Consider the following 17859-nt stretch of genomic DNA (forward strand, 5'->3'; position numbering starts at 1 on the left):
CCGCCCGGTGCCGGCCGACCGCGTCGCCCCGTGGGGGCGGCGCGGTCCCCGCGTTAAGGTTCATCCGGTCGCCGCGCGGGCGGAACCCTCTGTCCACGCACCCTGAGAGTGAGGCTTCGGCAATGACGCAGGACCACACCGCTGGCCCGGACGCCGCACCGGAAGATCCGGCGCCGTGGCGGCCCTCGCGGACGGTGGCGGTGGTGCTGGCCGGCGGCACCGGGACCCGGCTGGGCCTCGGCATCCCGAAGCAGTTACTGAAGATCGCCGGTAAGCCGATCATCGAGCACACCCTGGCGGTCTTCGAGGCGGCGCCCGAGATCGACGAGATCGTCGTGCTGATGGCCACCGGCCACGTCGCCGACGCCCAGCAGATCGTCGACAAGGCCGGCTTCCGCAAGGTCACCAAGGTGATCGAGGGCGGCGACACCCGCAACGCCACCACCCGGATCGCGCTCGACGCCGTCGGCGAGGGCGACTGCAACATCCTCTTCCACGACGCGGTGCGGCCCCTGGTGAGCGGCCGGATCGTCCGGGAGTGCGTGAACGCGCTCTGGACGTACTCGGCGGTCGACGTGGCCATCCCGTCGGCCGACACGATCGTCCAGGTCGACGAGGACGACTGCATCACCGACATCCCGGTGCGCTCCTCGCTGCGCCGGGGCCAGACGCCGCAGGCGTTCCGCTCGGGCACCATCCGCGAGGCCTACCGGCTCGCCGAGGGCGACCCGCACTTCGCCGCCACCGACGACTGCGGCGTGGTGCTGCGCTACCTGCCCGGCACGCCGATCAAGGTCATCGACGGCTCCGACGAGAACATCAAGGTCACCCACCCGGTCGACGTGCACCTGGCGGACAAGCTGTTCCAGCTCGCCGCCGCGCAGGCGCCCCGGGTGACCGACGAGCGCAGCTACACCGAGGAGCTGACCGGCCGGACCATCGTGATCTTCGGCGGCAGCTACGGCATCGGCCACGACCTCGCCGAGCTGGCCCGCCGCTACGGCGCGCAGGTCTTCCCGTTCAGCCGCTCCAGCACCGGCACCCACGTCGAGCGCGCCGAGGACGTCGAGGCGGCGCTGAAGACCGCCTTCGAGGCCACCGGTCGGATCGACCACGTGGTGGTCACCGCCGGCATCCTGGAGAAGGGCGCCCTCGCCGAGATGGACCAGGAGACCATGGACCGGGTGCTCCAGGTCAACTTCGTGGGGCCGGTCATCGTGGCCCGCCAGTCGCTGCCCTACCTCCAGCAGACCAAGGGTCAGCTGCTGCTCTACACCTCCAGCTCCTACACCCGGGGCCGGGCCCGCTACGCGCTCTACTCCTCCACGAAGGCGGCCCTGGTCAACCTCACCCAGGCGCTCTCCGACGAGTGGGCGGAGTTCGGCGTACGGGTCAACTGCGTCAACCCCGAGCGGACCGCGACCCCGATGCGCACCAAGGCGTTCGGCGAGGAGCCGGAGCACACCCTGCTCGCCGCCGAGACCGTCGCCCGGTCGTCGCTGGACGTGCTGATCTCGGACCTGACCGGTCAGGTCATCGACGTGCGCCGCGCGCCGGGCGAGGTGCCGGCCCAGCCGGGGCCGGCGCGGGTGGAGCGGGACGCCAGCCCGGTCGACGCCGGCTGACGCGGATTTCGGGCCACGGCGGGAAACGGAGCCGACATGCGTGGTGACCTGGTTCGGAAGCTGCTCGCCCGCGCGCTGGCCACCGGCCTGGCGGTGCTGGCGTTCCTCGTCGTCGCGCTGACCGGCGCGACCGGCTGGGGGCTGGGGCTGGCCGTGGCCGCCCTCGCGGCGGCCACCTGGGAGCGGCGGGTGCGGCCGGGCGCCGACAACGCCGCCGAGACCGCGCTGGTCGCGGCGGCGATCCTGGTCGGGTACGCCCGCCGCCTCGACGCCGGCTTCGATCCCGCGCTGGCCGTCATCGCCCTGGTCCTGCTGGGGCTGGTGCTGCTGGTCAACCCGCTGCGGGACGCCGGCGGCCTGGAGGTGCGCGCCGCGAACCTGCCGGTGCGCTCCTGGACGCCGCTGGTCGCCGCCCGCCTCGGCGACGCCCTGGCGGGGCTGCTCGCCCTGCTGGCGCTGGCGGCCGTCGCGGGCCTGCCGGCCGGTGGCGCGCTGGCGGCGGTCGCCCTGGTCGCCGCCGGTGCCGCGGCGGTCGGGCTGGACCTGGTCCGGCGCCGCTTCCGGCCGGGCGCCGGCGGCTCGGCGGTGTCCCGCGCGCTGCGCCGGCACCGGCCCGAGTTCCTGCTCCACTTCTCCGCGCCGCCCGGCTCGGAGTACCAGGTCACCATGTGGCTGCCGTACCTGGAGCGGATCGGCCGGCCGTTCCTGGTGATGGTGCGCGAGCCGGAGTTCCTGCCGTTGATCGCGGCCGCCACCAGCGCGCCCGTGGTCTACTGCCCCACCACCAGGGCGATGGACGAGGCGCTGGTGCCGAGCCTGCGGGTGGCGTTCTACGTCAACCACGGCGCGAAGAACAGCCACTGCATCCGCTTCACCCAGCTGACCCACGTCCAGCTGCACCACGGCGACAGCGACAAGGCCCCCAGCGCCAACCCCGTCTCGGCGATCTTCGACCGGATCTTCGTCGCCGGCCAGGCCGCCATCGACCGGTACGCCCGCGCCGGGGTGGACATCCCGGCGGAGAAGTTCGTCGTCGTCGGCCGCCCGCAGGTCGAGTCGATCGAGGTACGCCCCGAGCCGGCGCACGGCCGGACCAACCCGACCGTGCTCTACACGCCGACCTGGACCGGGCACAACGCGGACGCGAACTACTGCTCCCTGCCGGTGGCCGAGACGCTGCTGCGCCGGCTGCTCGACCGGGGCGCGACGGTGATCCTGCGCGCCCACCCGTACACCTCCCAGAACCCGGCCTCCGCCCGGCAGTTGGGCCGGCTCACCGAGCTGCTGGCCGCGGACCGGGCCCGCAGCGGCCGGCAGCACGTCTTCGGCGCCGCCGCCAGCCGCGAGCTGACCCTCACCGAGTGCGTGAACCGCTCGGACGCGCTGATCTCCGACGTGTCCGGAGTGATCTCCGACTACCTCTACTCCGGCAAGCCGTACGCGGTCACCGACATGGTGGACTCCGGCGACCGGTTCTGTGAGCAGTTCCCGCTCGCCGGGTCGGGCTACGTGCTGCGGCGCGACATGTCCAACGCGGACGAGGTGCTGACCGCGCTGCTGGACACCGATCCGCTGGCCCCGGCGCGGTGGGCCACCCGGAGCCGCTACCTGGGCGACTTCCCCGCCGAGTCGTACGCCGAGGCGTTCCTGGAGGCCGCGCGGCGCCAGCTCGACGGGGAGTGGAACGCACCTGCCCCGCGCGCCGGCGGGGCCGGCCTGCCGCTCGACCCGGACGAGGCGACGCTCTCCCCCGCCACCTGACGCCGCCCAGGGTGGGGAACGGTCAGCGGTAGGGGTCGACGAGGTCCAGGACCGCCTCGGGGGCCTCGACGTGGGCGTTGTGCCCGAGGCCGGGCAGGGTGGCGACCGGCACGCCCAGCTCCTTGAGCTGGGCGTCGGTGACCATGGGGTCGTGCTCGCCGCGGGCCAGCAGCACGGGCACGTCGGTCGCGGCCAGCAGGGCGGGCAGGTCCGGCGCGCCCACGCCGAACGCGGCCGGGTCCATCGCCAGCCGCCAGCGGCCGTCGACCTGCCGCAGCCCGGCCTCCACGACGGGATGGTCCGGGGCGAAGAGCCCGGTCAGGCCGGCCACCCGCAGGTAGCGGCGGGCGGCCTCGTCCCGGCTGGCGAACCAGGTCACCGGCCGGGCCGCCAACTCACCCGCCTTCGCCAGCTCCGCCGGCGACCAGACGGCCTTGATGCCGAGCCCGACCACGGCGTCGACGGGCAGCCCGGCGCTGCGGGCGGCCAGTGCCAGAGCGACCACCCCGCCGAGGGAGTGCCCCAGCACGACGAGCCGGTCCCCCGCCGCGAGCCCCGCGGCGATCCGCGCGGCCAGCCCCGGGAACGAGTACTCCGGCAGCGGCGGCGACCAGCCGTGGCCGGCGAGGTCCGGCGCCAGCCACCGTCCCGCCCACCGACGCTCGAGCAGCGGCGCCCAGGGCAGCCACACGTCGCCGGTCGCACCCATGCCGTGCAGCAGCAGGAGCACCCGCCGGCCGTCCCGGTCACCCGATTCATCGATCATGGGCGCAGTGTGCCACCCACCGGACGCCGTGGGCGAGGGCCGTGACCCGGACACGACATCGGGCGTCGGCCCCGGAATCCGGGGGCCGACGCCCGACGGTGTCGCTCAGGCGGAGTAGCCGCGGGTGGCCGCCCAGTTCGCCAGGGCGATGGTGCTGATCCAGTACGAGGCGGTCGCCGGGTTCGCCGAGTCGGCGATCTTCACCAGCCGCCCCTCGTCCTGGTAGCCGACCACGGCGATGTAGTGGCCGCCGGGGAAGGAGTGCCAGCCGCCGTCGGTGTCCGTGGCGCTGCCGGCGACGTTGACCACGACGCCCCGCCCGTCGGCGATGGCCGCGACGACGTCAGCCTGGAGCCGGTCCATCTGGGCCGGGGTGGCCGCGCCACCAGGGATCATCCGAGTCCGGTACGGGTCGCCCTTCACCACCGCGTTCAGCACGCGGGTGGTGTCCTGGGCCGAGTCGGTGCCCATCTGGTCGGTACCCAACTGGGCACCGAGGGCGTCCTGGCTGCGCGCGATGCCGGCGGCGCTGAGGGCGTGCCGGACGGCCGCCGGACCACAGTTGTAGAAGGTGGTCTGGGCCTGGTAGTCGTAGTCCAGGGTCTTGGCGGCCGGGGGCTTCGGCGGCTCCGGCTTGCGGGTCAGGTCCGGGTCCGGGGCGGCGCTGGAGGCGCGGGCCGACGGGGCCGCGCTGGACGCGGCCGGGGCGGCGCTGGACGGGGCGGTCGCGGCCCTGGCCTGGCTGCGCGAGGCCGCGGTGTCGTCCCGCAGTTCGGTCGCGGCCACCGGGGCCTGCGCGGCGGCGGGGGCCTCGTCGGCTCCGGCCAACAGCGCGCCCGTGCCCGACGCCAGCACGAGCGCCGCGGCGGACGCGGCGGCCAGCTGGTACGGGCGCTCGGACGTGAGGCGACGCAGCTGTCGCTTGAGGTGGTGCTTCACGGTTTCCTCCACGGGCTGGGGGCGAGCGGCCGTCGGTCCGCGCCGAGGGCAGGGCGGACCGACCGCGCGGACGGGCGTCCGGGCGGGTGGTGGACCACTCAGGGGATGCGCCCGGGATGCCGGGCGACGGACGGTGACCGGTGGGTCAGCTCGTGACCTGCGGGCGGACGAGCGCGGGCACCGCGGCGCCGTGGAGACGGCGGAACAACCGAGGGGTGGACGGGTGTGGCATGGGGATGGAACTCCTTCCGACACCGCCGACCGGGTTAGCTGACGGATTCGGGCGGGAAGAACGCCCTACCACGGGCCCACGGCCCACGGATTCACCCCAACAAGCACTGGGTCCCCGGTTCGTCGTTCACGATTAGGCGGGTCGGCGCGGCGTCGCCTCTGGGCGATCGGGTACCGCACCGGACGCGCCGACATTACTGGCCGGTCCGCGCCCTGCCAACCCCGTCCCACCTGCCTAAACCTTGATCGGGAGACGGTTTTTGCGGGCACTTCGCCACTGACACGACTCAATGGGACGACCGTTTATGCGGGCGCCTCCGGGTGACAACGGGACGAGTGGCGGACATCGGCGCCGAAACCCCGGCGGGAATCAGCCGGGCCGCGCCGGATGACCGATTCGCCGACGTGGTGACCGGCGTCACGGAAACGGTCGGGATTTCGTCGGCGGACACTCCGGCCGCCGGGCCGAGCAGGCTGACGCTCGCAGATGTCGAGCACCCGCTCCCGGTCGGCGCGAGTCGACGTACGCCGGTCGGTGGTCGTCGTGCGGGTCGGCGGCCCGGGGGCGCGGCACGGCGTTGCCCCGCTCCCCCGGCGGCGTCGCCCCGGGGCCGCCGGGGTGCGTCCCGGCGTCGCCCCCGTCACGGGGCGTCGCCCGGGCCGGCCTGCGCGGGGTGAGCAACCGCATCATCGGCGTCTCGACGACGCGGTGCAACAGACCGGCCAGGGCCAGGTTGACCAGCAGGAAGCCGAGCACCACCACCGGCCCCCACCAGCCGGTGAAGCCGACGCCCCAGTCGCCGGTGAGCCGCAGGACGGTGATCATCACCAGGACGTGCACCAGGTAGAAGGCGAAGGAGACCTCGCCCAGCCAGACCATCGGACGGGACCGCCACGGCGAGCGCCGCCCGCGCACGTCCGCGTCCGCCGCCGCGGCGATGACCAGGACGTACGCCACCGAGAGCAGCGCCGCCCACAGTTCGGCGCGGACCCACTGCGCGGCGACCACCCACGTCGCTACGAAGACCAGGCTGGCCAGCGGCAGGCCCGGCCCACGCCACCGGCCGCGCCGCATCAGCTCGGCGGCGGCCACGCCCATCCAGAACTCCAGCGACCGCACCGGCGGGAAGACCTGGGTGAACCACCAGCGGCTCTCCTCCGGCACCAGCGCCTGGGCCGGCCAGAGCGCCAGGATGAGCAGCGGCACCGCGACCACGACGGCCCACAGCGCCCACGGTCGGGCCCGGCGGATCAGCGGCAGCGCCAACGGCAGGCAGAGGTAGAAGAAGAACTCGCAGGACAGCGACCAGCTGACGGTGTTGATGCTGTAGAAGTGGCCCGGCCGGGGGTCCCACGCCTGGAGGAGGAACAGGTTCTCCACCGCGACGAACCGGTCCACCGGGTCGGCGAACCAGGCCGCGACCGCCAGGGCTGCCACCCACAGCACCACGTGGCTCGGCCAGATCTTGGCCACCCGGCGCCGCCAGAACGCCCGACGGGTGTCGGTGGGTCGGGCCGACCAGACCAGCACGAAGCCGCTGAGGATGAAGAAGAACTGCACGCCCGACAGGCCGAGGGCGAAGGCCCAGTCCACGACGGCCTTCTGGCCGGGCTCGGCGATGATGCCCATCGTCGCGACGTGGAACCCGAAGACGAGCAGGGCGGCGACCCAGCGCAGCCCGGTCAGCGACGGCAGGCGGCTGGCCGGGGACGCGGGCCGGACGGCCGGCGCGGCGGTCGCGGCGTCGTTCATGCCGGCATCCCGACGATCCGCAGGGTCACCAGCACGTACGTCTCCTCCTCGACCCCGTCCTCAGGCGCCCCGAGGGGCCCCGTGGCGGCCCACCGGTCGGCGCCGCCCCGCCGGGCACCCTACCCGCCGGACCTGAGGCTCTGTTCCGTCCCGTCCGCGAGTGCCCGTTCTGTCCGGTGCCGAAATCCCCGCTCCTCCCATCCCTCGGTGACCGTTCCGTCCCCGCCCGTGACGACAGCGGCGGCCATCCGGGTTCCGGTCGATCGGTGGCTAGTATTCCCAGACCCGAAGGTGACGAGAGGCGGGGACGAATGCACCAGCGGATCCTGATGCGGGCGAAGAAGGGCCCGTTCGACGTCTACTCGCCGGAGGAGACGCACGAACGGAACTGGATCGGCGAGAACAACGGCAACCTCGTCTTCAGCCACGCCGCCCACAAGCTCCTGCGCACCGCCACCGCCGAGATCACCTCGACCGAGTTCAGGATCAACCCACGCGACGCCGACATGATCAACGAACGCTACGACGTCTACGTCGTACCGCTCGCCAACGCCTTCCGCCGCAGCTACGCCCACCGCGTCGAGACCATGGCGAAGCTCATCGAGCAGCTGAAGATCCCGGTGGTGGTGCTCGGGGTGGGCGTACAGACCGACGTCAACGGTGACCGGGAGTACCTCCGTCCGATCGACGACGTCGTGACCCGGTTCGTACGGGCGGTCCTCGACCGCTCGCACAGCATCGGCGTCCGGGGCGAGATCACCCGGGACTACCTGCGCACCCTGGGCTTCTCGGCTGTCGACGTGATCGGCTGCCCGTCGATGTTCCTGCACGGCGACAGCCTGCGGGTGGAGAAGAGGAAGGCGTCGCTGTCGCCCGACGACCGGCTCGCGCTCACCGTCTCGCCGTACGTGAAGTCGATGGCGGAGATCATCGCCCGGCACCACGCCCGGTACCCGAACCTGCGCTACCTGCCGCAGGACCTCAAGACGCTCGGCACGCTGCTCTACGGCGACGCCCCCGGGGACCGGGGCAGGACCAGCCAGATCCCGATCCACACCTCGCACCCGCTGTTCACCGAGGACAAGGTGCGGATGTTCGTCGACCCCTGGACCTGGATGGACTACCTCTCCGGGTTCGAGTTCGCCTTCGGCACCCGCATCCACGGCACCATCACCGCGCTGGTCTCCGGCACGCCCGGCTACCTCTTCGCGCACGACTCGCGCACCCTGGAACTCGCCCGGTACTTCGACATCCCGCACCGGGTGATGAAGGAGGTGCCGGTCGACGTCGACGCCGCCCAGCTCTACGAGGAGGCGGACTACACGGCGCTCAACGCCGGCCACAGGTCGCGCTACGAGACGATGCTGGCCTTCCTCGCCAAGCACGACCTGGGCAACGCCTTCGCCGACGGCGACAGCGCGGCCCGGTTCGACGCGCAGGTGCGGTCCACCACCTTCCCGCCCGCCGTACGCCCGGCCGCCGCCACCGCCCCCGACGCGCTGCTGGAGCGGATCCAGTGGTTGCGCGACCGCAACGTCGAGCTGCGCAAGGAGACGGAGACGCTGCGCGGGCAGCGCCTGCAGACCCGGGTCAAGCAGGTGATCGGTGGCCGGGTGCGCCGGATGCTGAACCGCTGAGGCGCCGCCTCCTTCCGTACACCTGTACCAACATGGCGGGTACGCTGGGCGGATGACCGGGGCCACCTACCAGCCGTCGATGTTCGACCTCACCGCCGCCGGACCGTCGCTGAGCCCGCTGGCCGACCGGCTGCGCCGGCACCCGCTCACCCGCGGCGCGTGGGTCGACCACCTGCCCGGCTGGGTCACCGGCTCCGACCAGGTCTTCGACGTCCTGCTGCGCGACGTCCCCTGGCGGGCCGAGCGCCGCACGATGTACGACGCCGAGGTCGACGTCCCCCGGCTGCTCTGCTGGTACGCCGGGCACCGCCCGCTGCCCCACCCGCTGCTCACCGAGGCGCGCGCCGCCCTCACCCGGCACTACGCCCCCGAGCTCGGCGAGCCCTTCGTCACCGCCGGCATGTGCCTCTACCGCTCCGGCCGGGACAGCGTCGCCTGGCACGGCGACACCCAGGGCCGCTCCGCGCACACCGACACCATGGTCGCCATCGTCTCGTTCGGCTCGCCGCGCTCCCTGCTGTTGCGGCCCCGTGGTGGCGGCGACAGCCTGCGCTTCCCACTCGGCCACGGCGACCTCGTGGTGATGGGCGGCTCCTGCCAGCGCACCTGGGAGCACGCCGTACCCAAGACCACCCGCCCCGTCGGCCCCCGGGTCAGCGTGCAGTTCCGCCCCGCAGGCGTCGCCTGACCCGCCCGACGGGCGGCAACCGGCCGTGGGCCGAAACGGCTCCGCCCAGGCCGCCGGCCGTGCCCCCGCCAGCCCACCGGCCCGGCCAGGCCACTGGACGGCCAGGCCACCGGACGGGCCCCCGCCGGTCCAGGGGCCGGGCCCCCGCCGGTCCAGGGGCCGGGCCCCCGCCGGTCCAGGGGCCGGGCCGCCGCCGGGCCACCGGCCGGGCCGGGCCGGGCCTCTGCTAGAAACGACTCCTGGGTTTCACCTGCGCCCCCGTCACCTCTTCACGACGCGAAGGGCGTTCCATGACCCAGTCCTCCACCGAGCCGCGCTCCCGTTGGTCCGCGTGGGCGGTCCACGGCGACGGCCGGTCCATCCGCCCCGGCGACGTGGTCCACCCCGGCGAACGCCTCTCCTGGCCGCGCACCCTCGGCGTCGGCGTGCAGCACGTCGTCGCGATGTTCGGCGCCACCTTCACGGTGCCGCTCATCACCGGCTTCCCGCCGGCCACCACGCTCTTCTTCTCCGGGCTCGGCACGCTGCTGTTCCTGCTGATCACCGGCAACCGGCTGCCCTCGTACCTCGGCTCGTCCTTCGCCTTCATCGCGCCCGTGCTGGCGGCCAAGGCCGGCGGCGACATCGGCCCGGCGCTCGGCGGCATCGTCGTCGCCGGCGTGGCGCTGGCCGCCGTCGGGCTGGTCGTCCAGCTCGCCGGTTCGCGCTGGATCGACGCGCTGATGCCGCCCGTGGTCACCGGGGCGATCGTCGCGCTGATCGGCCTGAACCTCGCCCCCGTCGCCTGGGACGGCGACGGGAGCGGCACCGGCGTGAAGGCCCAGCCGCTGATCGCGGTGGTGACCCTGGCCGCCATCCTGCTCGCCACGGTGGCCTTCCGGGGCTTCCTGGCCCGGCTGTCCATCCTGCTGGGGGTGGTGGTCGGCTGGGTGCTCGCCGCCGTGCTCGGCGACCTGGATCCGAAGGCGGTCGACGGCCTGCGGGACGCCGCGTGGGTCGGTCTGCCCGAGTTCCACGCGCCGAGCTTCAGCCTGCGCGCGGTCGTGCTGGTGATCCCGGTGATCCTGGTGCTGATCGCCGAGAACGCCGGGCACGTCAAGGCGGTAGCCGCGATGACCGGCCGCAACCTGGACCGGGACATGGGCCGGGCGTTCATGGGCGATGGACTGGCCACGGTGCTCGCCGGTTCCGGCGGCGGCTCCGGCACCACCACCTACGCGGAGAACATCGGCGTGATGGCGGCGACCCGGGTCTACTCCACCGCCGCGTACTGGGTGGCCGGCCTGACGGCGGTGCTGCTCGGGCTCAGCCCGAAGTTCGGCGCGCTGATCCTCACCGTGCCGGCCGGCGTGCTCGGCGGCGCCACCACCGCCCTGTACGGCCTGATCGCCATCCTCGGCGCACGGATCTGGATCGAGAACCGGGTGGACTTCCACGATCCGGTGAACCTGCTGACCGCCGCCGTCGCGGTGATCGTCGGCGCGGCCAACTACACCCTCACCGCCGGCGACCTCTCGTTCAACGGCATCGCCCTGGGCACCGCCGCCGCCCTCGCCGTCTACCACGGCATGCGCCTGGTGGCCCACCTGCGCGGCACCACCCCCACCCCCCACCACACCCCCGACCCCACCCCGACCCCCGACCCCACCCCGACCCGCTGACCCCACCCCGACCCCGACCCCGCCCCCCGCCTTGGCGGGGTGATCATGGAGTTAGCGGGGCAATATGCCCGATCTCGACCAGCCAACCTCATGATCGACGGCGGCAGGTGAACCGGCGGGCGGAGCGGCCGGAGCCAGGTCGGGCAAGGGCCCGGTGGGGCCAGGCCGGGCAAGGGCCGGTGGGGCCAGGTCGGGCGTGGCCGGGTCGGACGGGGCGGGAGTGTCAGCGTCCCGTCGAGCGGGGCTGGACGCGGGCAGCAGGAAGGGCCGGCTGCGATGCAGCCGGCCCTTCCTGCGGGCGGGTCAGTCGCGTTCGATCTGGTGGCCGACGACGGTGGGGCCCAGCATCACGGCGAAGCCGGAGCCGTCGCGGCGCGGGTCCGCCGCCGGCAGCTCCACCGGCTCACCCGTGGCGGTGGCGGCCACCGGACGCGGCCCGACCCAGGCGACGGCCACGTCGGTCTCACCCTTGAGGAAGCGGTGGGCGCGCACCCCGCCGGTCGCCCGCCCCTTCGCCGGGTACGCCTGGAACGGCGTGACCTTCACCGTGGCGCCCGTGGAGGTGACCACCATCGGCTCGCCGTGGCCCGGGTCGTCGGTGCGGACCGCACCGAAGAACACCACCCGGGCGCCGGCGGGCAGGTTGATGCCCGACATGCCGCCGCCCTTGGTCCCCTGCGGCCGGACCAGTCCGGCGGCGAACCGCAGCAGCGACGCCTCCGAGGTGACGAAGGTGAGCGTCTCCGCGCCGTCGGTGAGCCAGGTCGCCCCGACCACCTCGTCGCCCTCCCGCAGGCCGATCACCTCGAACTCGTCCGAGCGGACGGGCCACTCCGGCGCGCAGACCTTGACCACGCCCTGCCGGGTGCCCAGGGCGAGGCCCGGGGAGCCCTCGGCCGTCGGCCCGAGCGGTGCCAGCCCGACCACGGTCTCCCCCGACTCCAGCGGCACCAGCTCGGCGGCGGCCATTCCGCCGCGCAGTGACACCGTCCCCGCCTGCTCGGGCAGGACCGGCAGCGGCAGCACGTCGACCTTGAACGCGCGCCCGGCGCTGGTCACCAGCAGCACCCGCCCCCGGGCGGTGGAGTGCACGACGGCGCGTACGGCATCGTGCTTGACCCGGCCGTGCCGCCGGCGTCCCTCGGACGCCTCCTCCGACTCGGCCGCCGTCCGGGCGACCAGCCCGGTCGCGGAGAGGATCACCTGGCAGGGGTCGTCGGCGACCTCCAGCGGGCCGGCCGGCGCGGACGCGGCCAGCACCTCCTTGAGGTCCCCGTCGACGAGCGTGGTGCGGCGCGGCGCGCCGAACTGCTTCACCACCGCCGCCAGCTCGTCGGAGACGACCTTCTTCAGCACCTTCGGGTCGTCGAGGATGGTGGAGAGCTCGGCGATCTCCTTGCGGAGCTTCTCCTGCTCGGCCTCCAGCTCGATCCGGTCGTACTTGGTCAACCGGCGCAGCGGAGTGTCCAGGATGTAGGTGGCCTGGATATCCGAGAGGCCGAACTGGCGCATCAGGCCGTCCTTGGCGGCCTGCGCGTCGTCGCTGCCCCGGATCAGCTTGACCACCTTGTCGATGTCGAGCAGGGCGACCAGCAGGCCGTCGACCAGGTGCAGCCGCTCCTGGCGCTTGCGTCGGCGGTACGAGCTGCGCCGGGTCACGACCTCGTAGCGGTGGGCCAGGAAGACCTCCAGCAGCGCCTTCAGCCCGAGGGTCTGCGGTTGCCCGTCGACCAGCACCAGGCTGTTGACGCCGAACGACTGCTCCAGCGGGGTGAGCCGGTAGAGGTCGGCGAGCAACGCCTGCGGGTTGACCCCCACCTTGCACTCGATCACCAGGCGGGTGCCGCTCTCCCGGTCGGTGAGGTCCTTGACGTCGGCGATGCCGGTGAGCCGCTTGGTCTTGTTGACCTCGTTGGTGATGGCCGCGATGACCTTCTCCGCACCGATGCCGTACGGCAGCTCCACGACGGTGATCGCCTGCCGGCCCCGGCTGCCCTCCAGCGGGCCGATCTCGACCTTGCCCCGCATCCGGACGACGCCGCGCCCGGTCTCGTAGGCCCGCCGCACCTCGTCGAGCCCGAGCAGCACGCCACCGGTGGGCAGGTCCGGACCGGGGACGAACTCCATGATCTTGTCGAGCGTGGCGTCCGGATGGTTGATCAGCCAGCGGGCGGCGGAGACGACCTCGCCGAGGTTGTGCGGGATCATGTTGGTCGCCATGCCGACCGCGATCCCCGACGCGCCGTTGACCAGCAGGTTGGGGAACGCGGCGGGCAGCACGGTGGGCTGGGTCAGCGAGCCGTCGTAGTTGGGCTCGACGTCGACCGTGTCCTCGCCCAACTCGCCGACGAGCAGCATCGCCTCGCGCGACATGCGCGCCTCGGTGTAGCGCGACGCCGCCGGCCCGTCGTCCGGGCTGCCGAAGTTGCCGTGCCCGTCGATGAGGGGCGCGTTCAGCGAGAAGTCCTGCGCCAGGCGCACCATCGCGTCGTAGATCGCGGTGTCGCCGTGCGGATGGTACTTGCCCATCACGTCGCCGACGATGCGCGCGGACTTCACGTGCCCCCGGTCGGGGCGGTGGCCCTGCTCGTACATGGACCAGAGAATGCGCCGGTGCACCGGCTTGAGGCCGTCGCGGGCGTCGGGCAGGGCCCGGGAGTGGATCACCGAGAAGGCGTACTCCAGGTAGGAGTCGGAGACCTCGGTGACCAGCGGGTTGTCGAAGACCCGCGCGCCGGCCTGGTCGAAGGCGGACAGGTCCACCTTGGCGCGGTCGTCCTTGCGGCGTGCCATCGTTCAGCTTCCCTCTCGGCGGGCGGTGCTCATGCGTCGATCGCCTCGCGGTCGACCCGGTCGGCGGAGTCGATCAGCCAGTTGCGGCGCGGCTCGACCTTCTCCCCCATCAGCAGTTCGAGGATCCGCTCGGCGGCGTCGACGTCGTCGAGGGTGATCCGGCGGACGGCCCGGGTGGCCGGGTTCATCGTCGTCTCCCACAGCTCGTCAGCGTCCATCTCGCCGAGACCCTTGAATCGCGGGATCGGGGTGACGATCTGCTTGCCGGCCTTCTCCAGCTTGCGGACCGTCGCCTCCATCTCCGCCTGGGTGTAGGTGTAGATCGTCTGCGGGTTGCGCCCCCTGGTGGTGATCTTGTGCAGGGGCGGCATCGCCGCGTAGAGGCGGCCGGCCTCGATCAGCGGTCGCATGTAGCGGGCGAAGAGCGTGATCAGCAGGGTGCGGATGTGCGCGCCGTCCACGTCGGCGTCCGCCATGATCAGCACTCGGCCGTAGCGCATCGCGGACAGGTCGAACGTGCGGCCGGAGCCGGCGCCGAGCACCTGCACGATGGCCGCGCACTCGGCGTTGTCCAGCACCTGCTGGAGGTTGGCCTTCTGCACGTTGAGGATCTTGCCCCGGATCGGAAGAAGCGCCTGATATTCGGCAGATCGGGCAAGTCGACCCGTTCCGAGGGCGCTGTCCCCCTCCACGATGAACAGCTCGCTGCGCTCGATGCCGGCGGCCCGGCAGTCGACCAGCTTGGGCGGCATCGACGCGCCCTCCAGGGCGGTCTTGCGGCGGGCGGCGTCCTTCTGCTGCTTCTGGGTCAGCCGTACGCGCGCCGCGTCGACGATCTTCTGGAGGACCGTACGCGCCTCGGCCTTGGTCCGGCGGTCCTCCAGCCACGCCTTCAGGTGCTGCTCGACCAGCGCCTGGGTCACCTTGGTGATGCCGGCGGTGGAGAGCTCGTCCTTCGTCTGCGAGGTGAACTGCGGCTCCGGGATCCGGACGTGCACGACCGCGGTCATGCCCTCCAGGACGTCGTCCAGGGTGGGCGGGTCCTCCTTGGCCTTGAGCAGGCCACGGGTGTTGCGGACGGCGTCGGCGAGGGTACGCGCCAGGCCCCGCTCGAAGCCCTTGCGGTGGGTGCCGCCGTGCGCGTTGCGGATGGTGTTGGTGAAGCACTCGACGGTGCGCTCGTAACCGGTGCCCCAGCGGAAGGCCACCTCGACCTCGGCCCGACGCTGCACGTTGGACTGCATGACCCCGTTGGCGTCGGCGGCGTTCTCCCGGTAGGTGCCCTCGCCGGTGACCATCAGCATGCCGGAGACGGGCCGGTCGCCGGCCGGGGCGAGGAACTCCACCATGTCGGTCAGCCCGTTGGGGTAGTGGAAGCTCTCCTCGGTCGGCTCCTCGCCGGTGTGGTCACGCAGCGTGTAGTTCACGCCTGGCACCAGGAACGCCGTGTTGCGCAGCTTCGTCCGCACGGCGTCGGCGTCCAGGGAGGCGCCGGTCTCGAAGTAGCGCGCGTCGTGCCACCAGCGGATCGAGGTGCCGGTGCGCTGGCCGCGCTTCATCGCACCGACGATCTGGAGCCCGGGGCCCGGGGTGAACGCGGCGTCGGGGCCGTCGCCGTCGAAGACTCCCGGCACGCCGTGCCGGAACGACATCGCGTGGACCTTGCCGCCCCGGCGGACGGTGACGTCGAACCGACGGGACAGCGCGTTGACCGCCGAGGCGCCCACGCCGTGCAGACCGCCGGAGGTCTTGTAGCCGGAGCCGCCGAACTTGCCGCCCGCGTGCAGCCGGGTGAGCACCAGCTCGACGCCGGAGATGCCGGACTTGGCGTGCACGTCGGTGGGGATGCCCCGACCGTCGTCGTCGACCTGGACCGAGCCGTCGGCGTGCAGCGTCACCTCCACCTTCGTGGCGTGGCCGGCGACGCCCTCGTCCGTGGAGTTGTCGAGGATCTCGTTGACGAGGTGACCCACGCCACGGCTGTCGGTGGAGCCGATGTACATGCCGGGCCGCTTGCGGACGGCGTCCAGCCCCTCGAGGTGCGTGAGGTCGTCGGCCCCGTACAGGGTCTCAGGCTCTGCGGTCAACTGGTCGTACTCCCAGGTCTCGGCGATGTGGTGCCGCGTCCGACGTCGTCGGTCGGCCGGCGCGCCGCAGCGAGCCTAACCGGGAGATGCGACAGGACGACGGCGCCCCGCAGCGAGGCACGCGCCTCGTCGTGGGGCGGGCCCCGGGCGGGAGGGTAACGCGTTCCGTCCGGTTCCGGCATGTCGGCGCCACCCTGACCGGTTTGCGAACGAGCCGGCCGCGGGCGGTTCCATCCGGACAACAACGAGGCCGTGGCCGGCCTTCCCCATCGGCGGACGGCGCCCCGGACGCCGGGCTCCCCGGGCGCCGGGTGGCCGCCGGCACCGGCCGTGGACACCGTGCCGCCGACGCCCCGGGCCGGGCGCTCCGACCGCCGACGGCGGCGGGGGCGCGGCCGGGGCGGGTGTGTCCCGCCGAGAAAGATTTTGTTACGGGCCATTGACGCCCGTCGTGCCGGGGTGATCTGATCGCGCCCTCGGAGGATCTTTCACGTTTCGATGGACAGATGGGGGACGTCATGTCCAGGTTCCGTCGTACCGCACTCGCGGCGGCGCTCGCCGTCGCCACCGCCACCCTGTCGACCGCCGTCGGGTTGAGCGCCCCGGCCTCGGCAGCCCCGCCCACCGCCGCCGTGGCGCTCGGCGACAGCTTCATCAGCGGCGAGGGCGCCGGGGCGTACACCCCGGTGGCCGACGTCAACGGGGTCGCCCAGGGCTTCCCGGGCTGGACCGCCGCGAACAACAACGCGTTCTTCTGCCACCGCTCGGCCAACGCCTCGCTGCACCGGGCCAACCTGCCGGGCATCCAGGACCGGTTCAACCTCGCCTGCTCCGGCGGGCAGCCGCACGACATCGCCGCCGCCTCCTCGGCCCGGACCAACGGCCGACAGGTGGCCGCCCAGCTCGACCAGCTGCGCGCGGTCAGCCGGACCCACGACATCGACCTGGTGCTGCTCGGGCTCGGCTCGAACAACAGCTCGTTCACCTTCGGCAACGTCGCGGAGAAGTGCGCCAACCGGTTCATCGCCGACGCCTGGACCGGCTGGTGGGAGTTCTGGGCCTACCTGGGCGGGCCGGTGGAGCAGAAGCCCTGCACCGACGCCGACCTGGCCACCGCCGCCCAGTGGAGCGCCGCGACCGCGGAGACCACCTCGGCCGTACGCCAGCTCCTCACCACGCTGCGCGAGATCGACGCCGACGGTCAGCACCGGATCGTCCTGCAGGACTACACCAACCCGCTGCCGCTCGACCTCGAGGCGCGCTTCCACGAGGAGGACAGCCGGGATGACACCCGGGACAAGTTCCGCGCGCTGGGCGCCGAGCGGTACGCGGCCGGCTGCCCGATCCACCGGGCCAGCCTGCTGCCGGGGCACCGCTTCTCGCAGGGGCTGGGCACCCTCGTGAAGTCCACCCGGGACACCCTGGCCGCCGAGTTCCCCGGCGCGGACCTGGTCTACCTCAACGTGCAGCGGGCCTTCGACGGCGCCCGGCTCTGCGAGTCGGGGACCAGCCCGGCCGGCGCCCTGGCCACCCCGATCCGCCTGCAGGACAGCCCGCCGAACGGCGTCTTCGTCACCAGCCTCTCCGGCAAGGACAAGATCGCCATCCAGCGGATCGCGAACACCTGCGTGAGCTACTTCCAGACCTGCCAGGAGTCGTGGCACCCGAACGCCGCCGGCCACCAGGTGCTCGGGCAGTGCCTGACGGGCGCGGCCACCACCGGTGCGCGTTCCGTGGCCTGCGTCCGCGCCGGGGACGGCTCGATCACGGTCTCCTGACCGCGACCGCGTCCCGGAACCCCGCGCCGCTCGGCGCGGGGTTCCGCCGCGTCCGGGGCCGGGCGGGCCGACGCGGCCACGGACAGCCGAGGCGGTCACGAACGGCCGACGCCGTCGCGAACAGCCGACGCCGTCAAGGA

At 73.2% G+C, this 17859-nt stretch carries 11 protein-coding genes and 1 riboswitch; of the genes, 6 read left to right on the plus strand and 5 right to left on the minus strand.

The window, feature by feature from the left end; all coding sequences use genetic code 11:
• Window positions 1-122: 122 nt before the first annotated feature.
• Window positions 123-1625: a D-ribitol-5-phosphate cytidylyltransferase gene (locus ACFHW0_RS12695; protein ID WP_416607477.1), complete on the plus strand. Its 1503-nt coding sequence runs from the start codon at window positions 123-125 to the stop codon at window positions 1623-1625.
• Between the two features lie 36 nt (window positions 1626-1661).
• The gene (locus ACFHW0_RS12700; RefSeq protein WP_416607478.1) at window positions 1662-3386 is read left to right on the plus strand and encodes a CDP-glycerol glycerophosphotransferase family protein; all 1725 of its coding nucleotides are present in this window, start codon (window positions 1662-1664) and stop codon (window positions 3384-3386) included.
• 22 nt (window positions 3387-3408) lie between these two features.
• Here the strand turns inward: ACFHW0_RS12700 and ACFHW0_RS12705 are convergent, their stop codons facing one another.
• From ACFHW0_RS12705 to ACFHW0_RS12715, 3 genes are all read right to left on the minus strand, one after another.
• Complete coding sequence (locus ACFHW0_RS12705; RefSeq protein ID WP_416607479.1) at window positions 3409-4152, minus strand: alpha/beta fold hydrolase; 744 nt, start codon at window positions 4150-4152, stop codon at window positions 3409-3411.
• A gap of 105 nt (window positions 4153-4257) precedes the next feature.
• Window positions 4258-5103, minus strand: coding sequence for a C39 family peptidase (locus tag ACFHW0_RS12710; RefSeq protein WP_416607480.1), 846 nt, complete (start codon window positions 5101-5103; stop codon window positions 4258-4260).
• A gap of 228 nt (window positions 5104-5331) precedes the next feature.
• A riboswitch (cyclic di-AMP (ydaO/yuaA leader) is annotated at window positions 5332-5472 on the minus strand.
• 268 nt (window positions 5473-5740) lie between these two features.
• Window positions 5741-7075 (minus strand): acyltransferase family protein, encoded by a 1335-nt coding sequence (locus tag ACFHW0_RS12715; RefSeq protein WP_416607481.1) that lies wholly within the window; start codon window positions 7073-7075, stop codon window positions 5741-5743.
• Between the two features lie 311 nt (window positions 7076-7386).
• Between ACFHW0_RS12715 and ACFHW0_RS12720 the strand changes: the two genes are divergently transcribed.
• The 3 genes from ACFHW0_RS12720 (at window position 7387) to ACFHW0_RS12730 (ending at window position 11061) form a co-directional block, all read left to right on the plus strand.
• Window positions 7387-8712 (plus strand): polysaccharide pyruvyl transferase family protein, encoded by a 1326-nt coding sequence (locus ACFHW0_RS12720; protein WP_416607482.1) that lies wholly within the window; start codon window positions 7387-7389, stop codon window positions 8710-8712.
• 52 nt (window positions 8713-8764) lie between these two features.
• Entirely contained in the window at window positions 8765-9400 is a 636-nt protein-coding gene (locus ACFHW0_RS12725) for an alpha-ketoglutarate-dependent dioxygenase AlkB (RefSeq protein ID WP_416607483.1), read from the plus strand.
• A gap of 290 nt (window positions 9401-9690) precedes the next feature.
• On the plus strand, window positions 9691-11061 hold the full coding sequence (locus ACFHW0_RS12730; protein ID WP_416607484.1) for a uracil-xanthine permease family protein: 1371 nt from the start codon (window positions 9691-9693) through the stop codon (window positions 11059-11061).
• 303 nt (window positions 11062-11364) lie between these two features.
• On the opposite strand, the gene ACFHW0_RS12735 is transcribed toward ACFHW0_RS12730, so the two are convergent.
• The gene (locus tag ACFHW0_RS12735; protein WP_416607485.1) at window positions 11365-13854 is read right to left on the minus strand and encodes a DNA gyrase/topoisomerase IV subunit A; all 2490 of its coding nucleotides are present in this window, start codon (window positions 13852-13854) and stop codon (window positions 11365-11367) included.
• A 29-nt stretch (window positions 13855-13883) separates the two neighbouring features.
• Window positions 13884-15968, minus strand: coding sequence for a DNA gyrase/topoisomerase IV subunit B (locus ACFHW0_RS12740; protein WP_416607527.1), 2085 nt, complete (start codon window positions 15966-15968; stop codon window positions 13884-13886).
• 491 nt (window positions 15969-16459) lie between these two features.
• Here ACFHW0_RS12740 and ACFHW0_RS12745 point away from each other — a divergent pair, with 491 nt between their 5' ends.
• Complete coding sequence (locus ACFHW0_RS12745) at window positions 16460-17719, plus strand: hypothetical protein (protein WP_416607486.1); 1260 nt, start codon at window positions 16460-16462, stop codon at window positions 17717-17719.
• The last annotated feature ends 140 nt before the right edge of the window (window positions 17720-17859 follow it).

The sequence above is a fragment of the Micromonospora sp. LOL_025 genome (genome assembly GCF_048060285.1).
In the GTDB taxonomy this organism is placed as follows: Bacteria; Actinomycetota; Actinomycetes; order Mycobacteriales; family Micromonosporaceae; genus Micromonospora.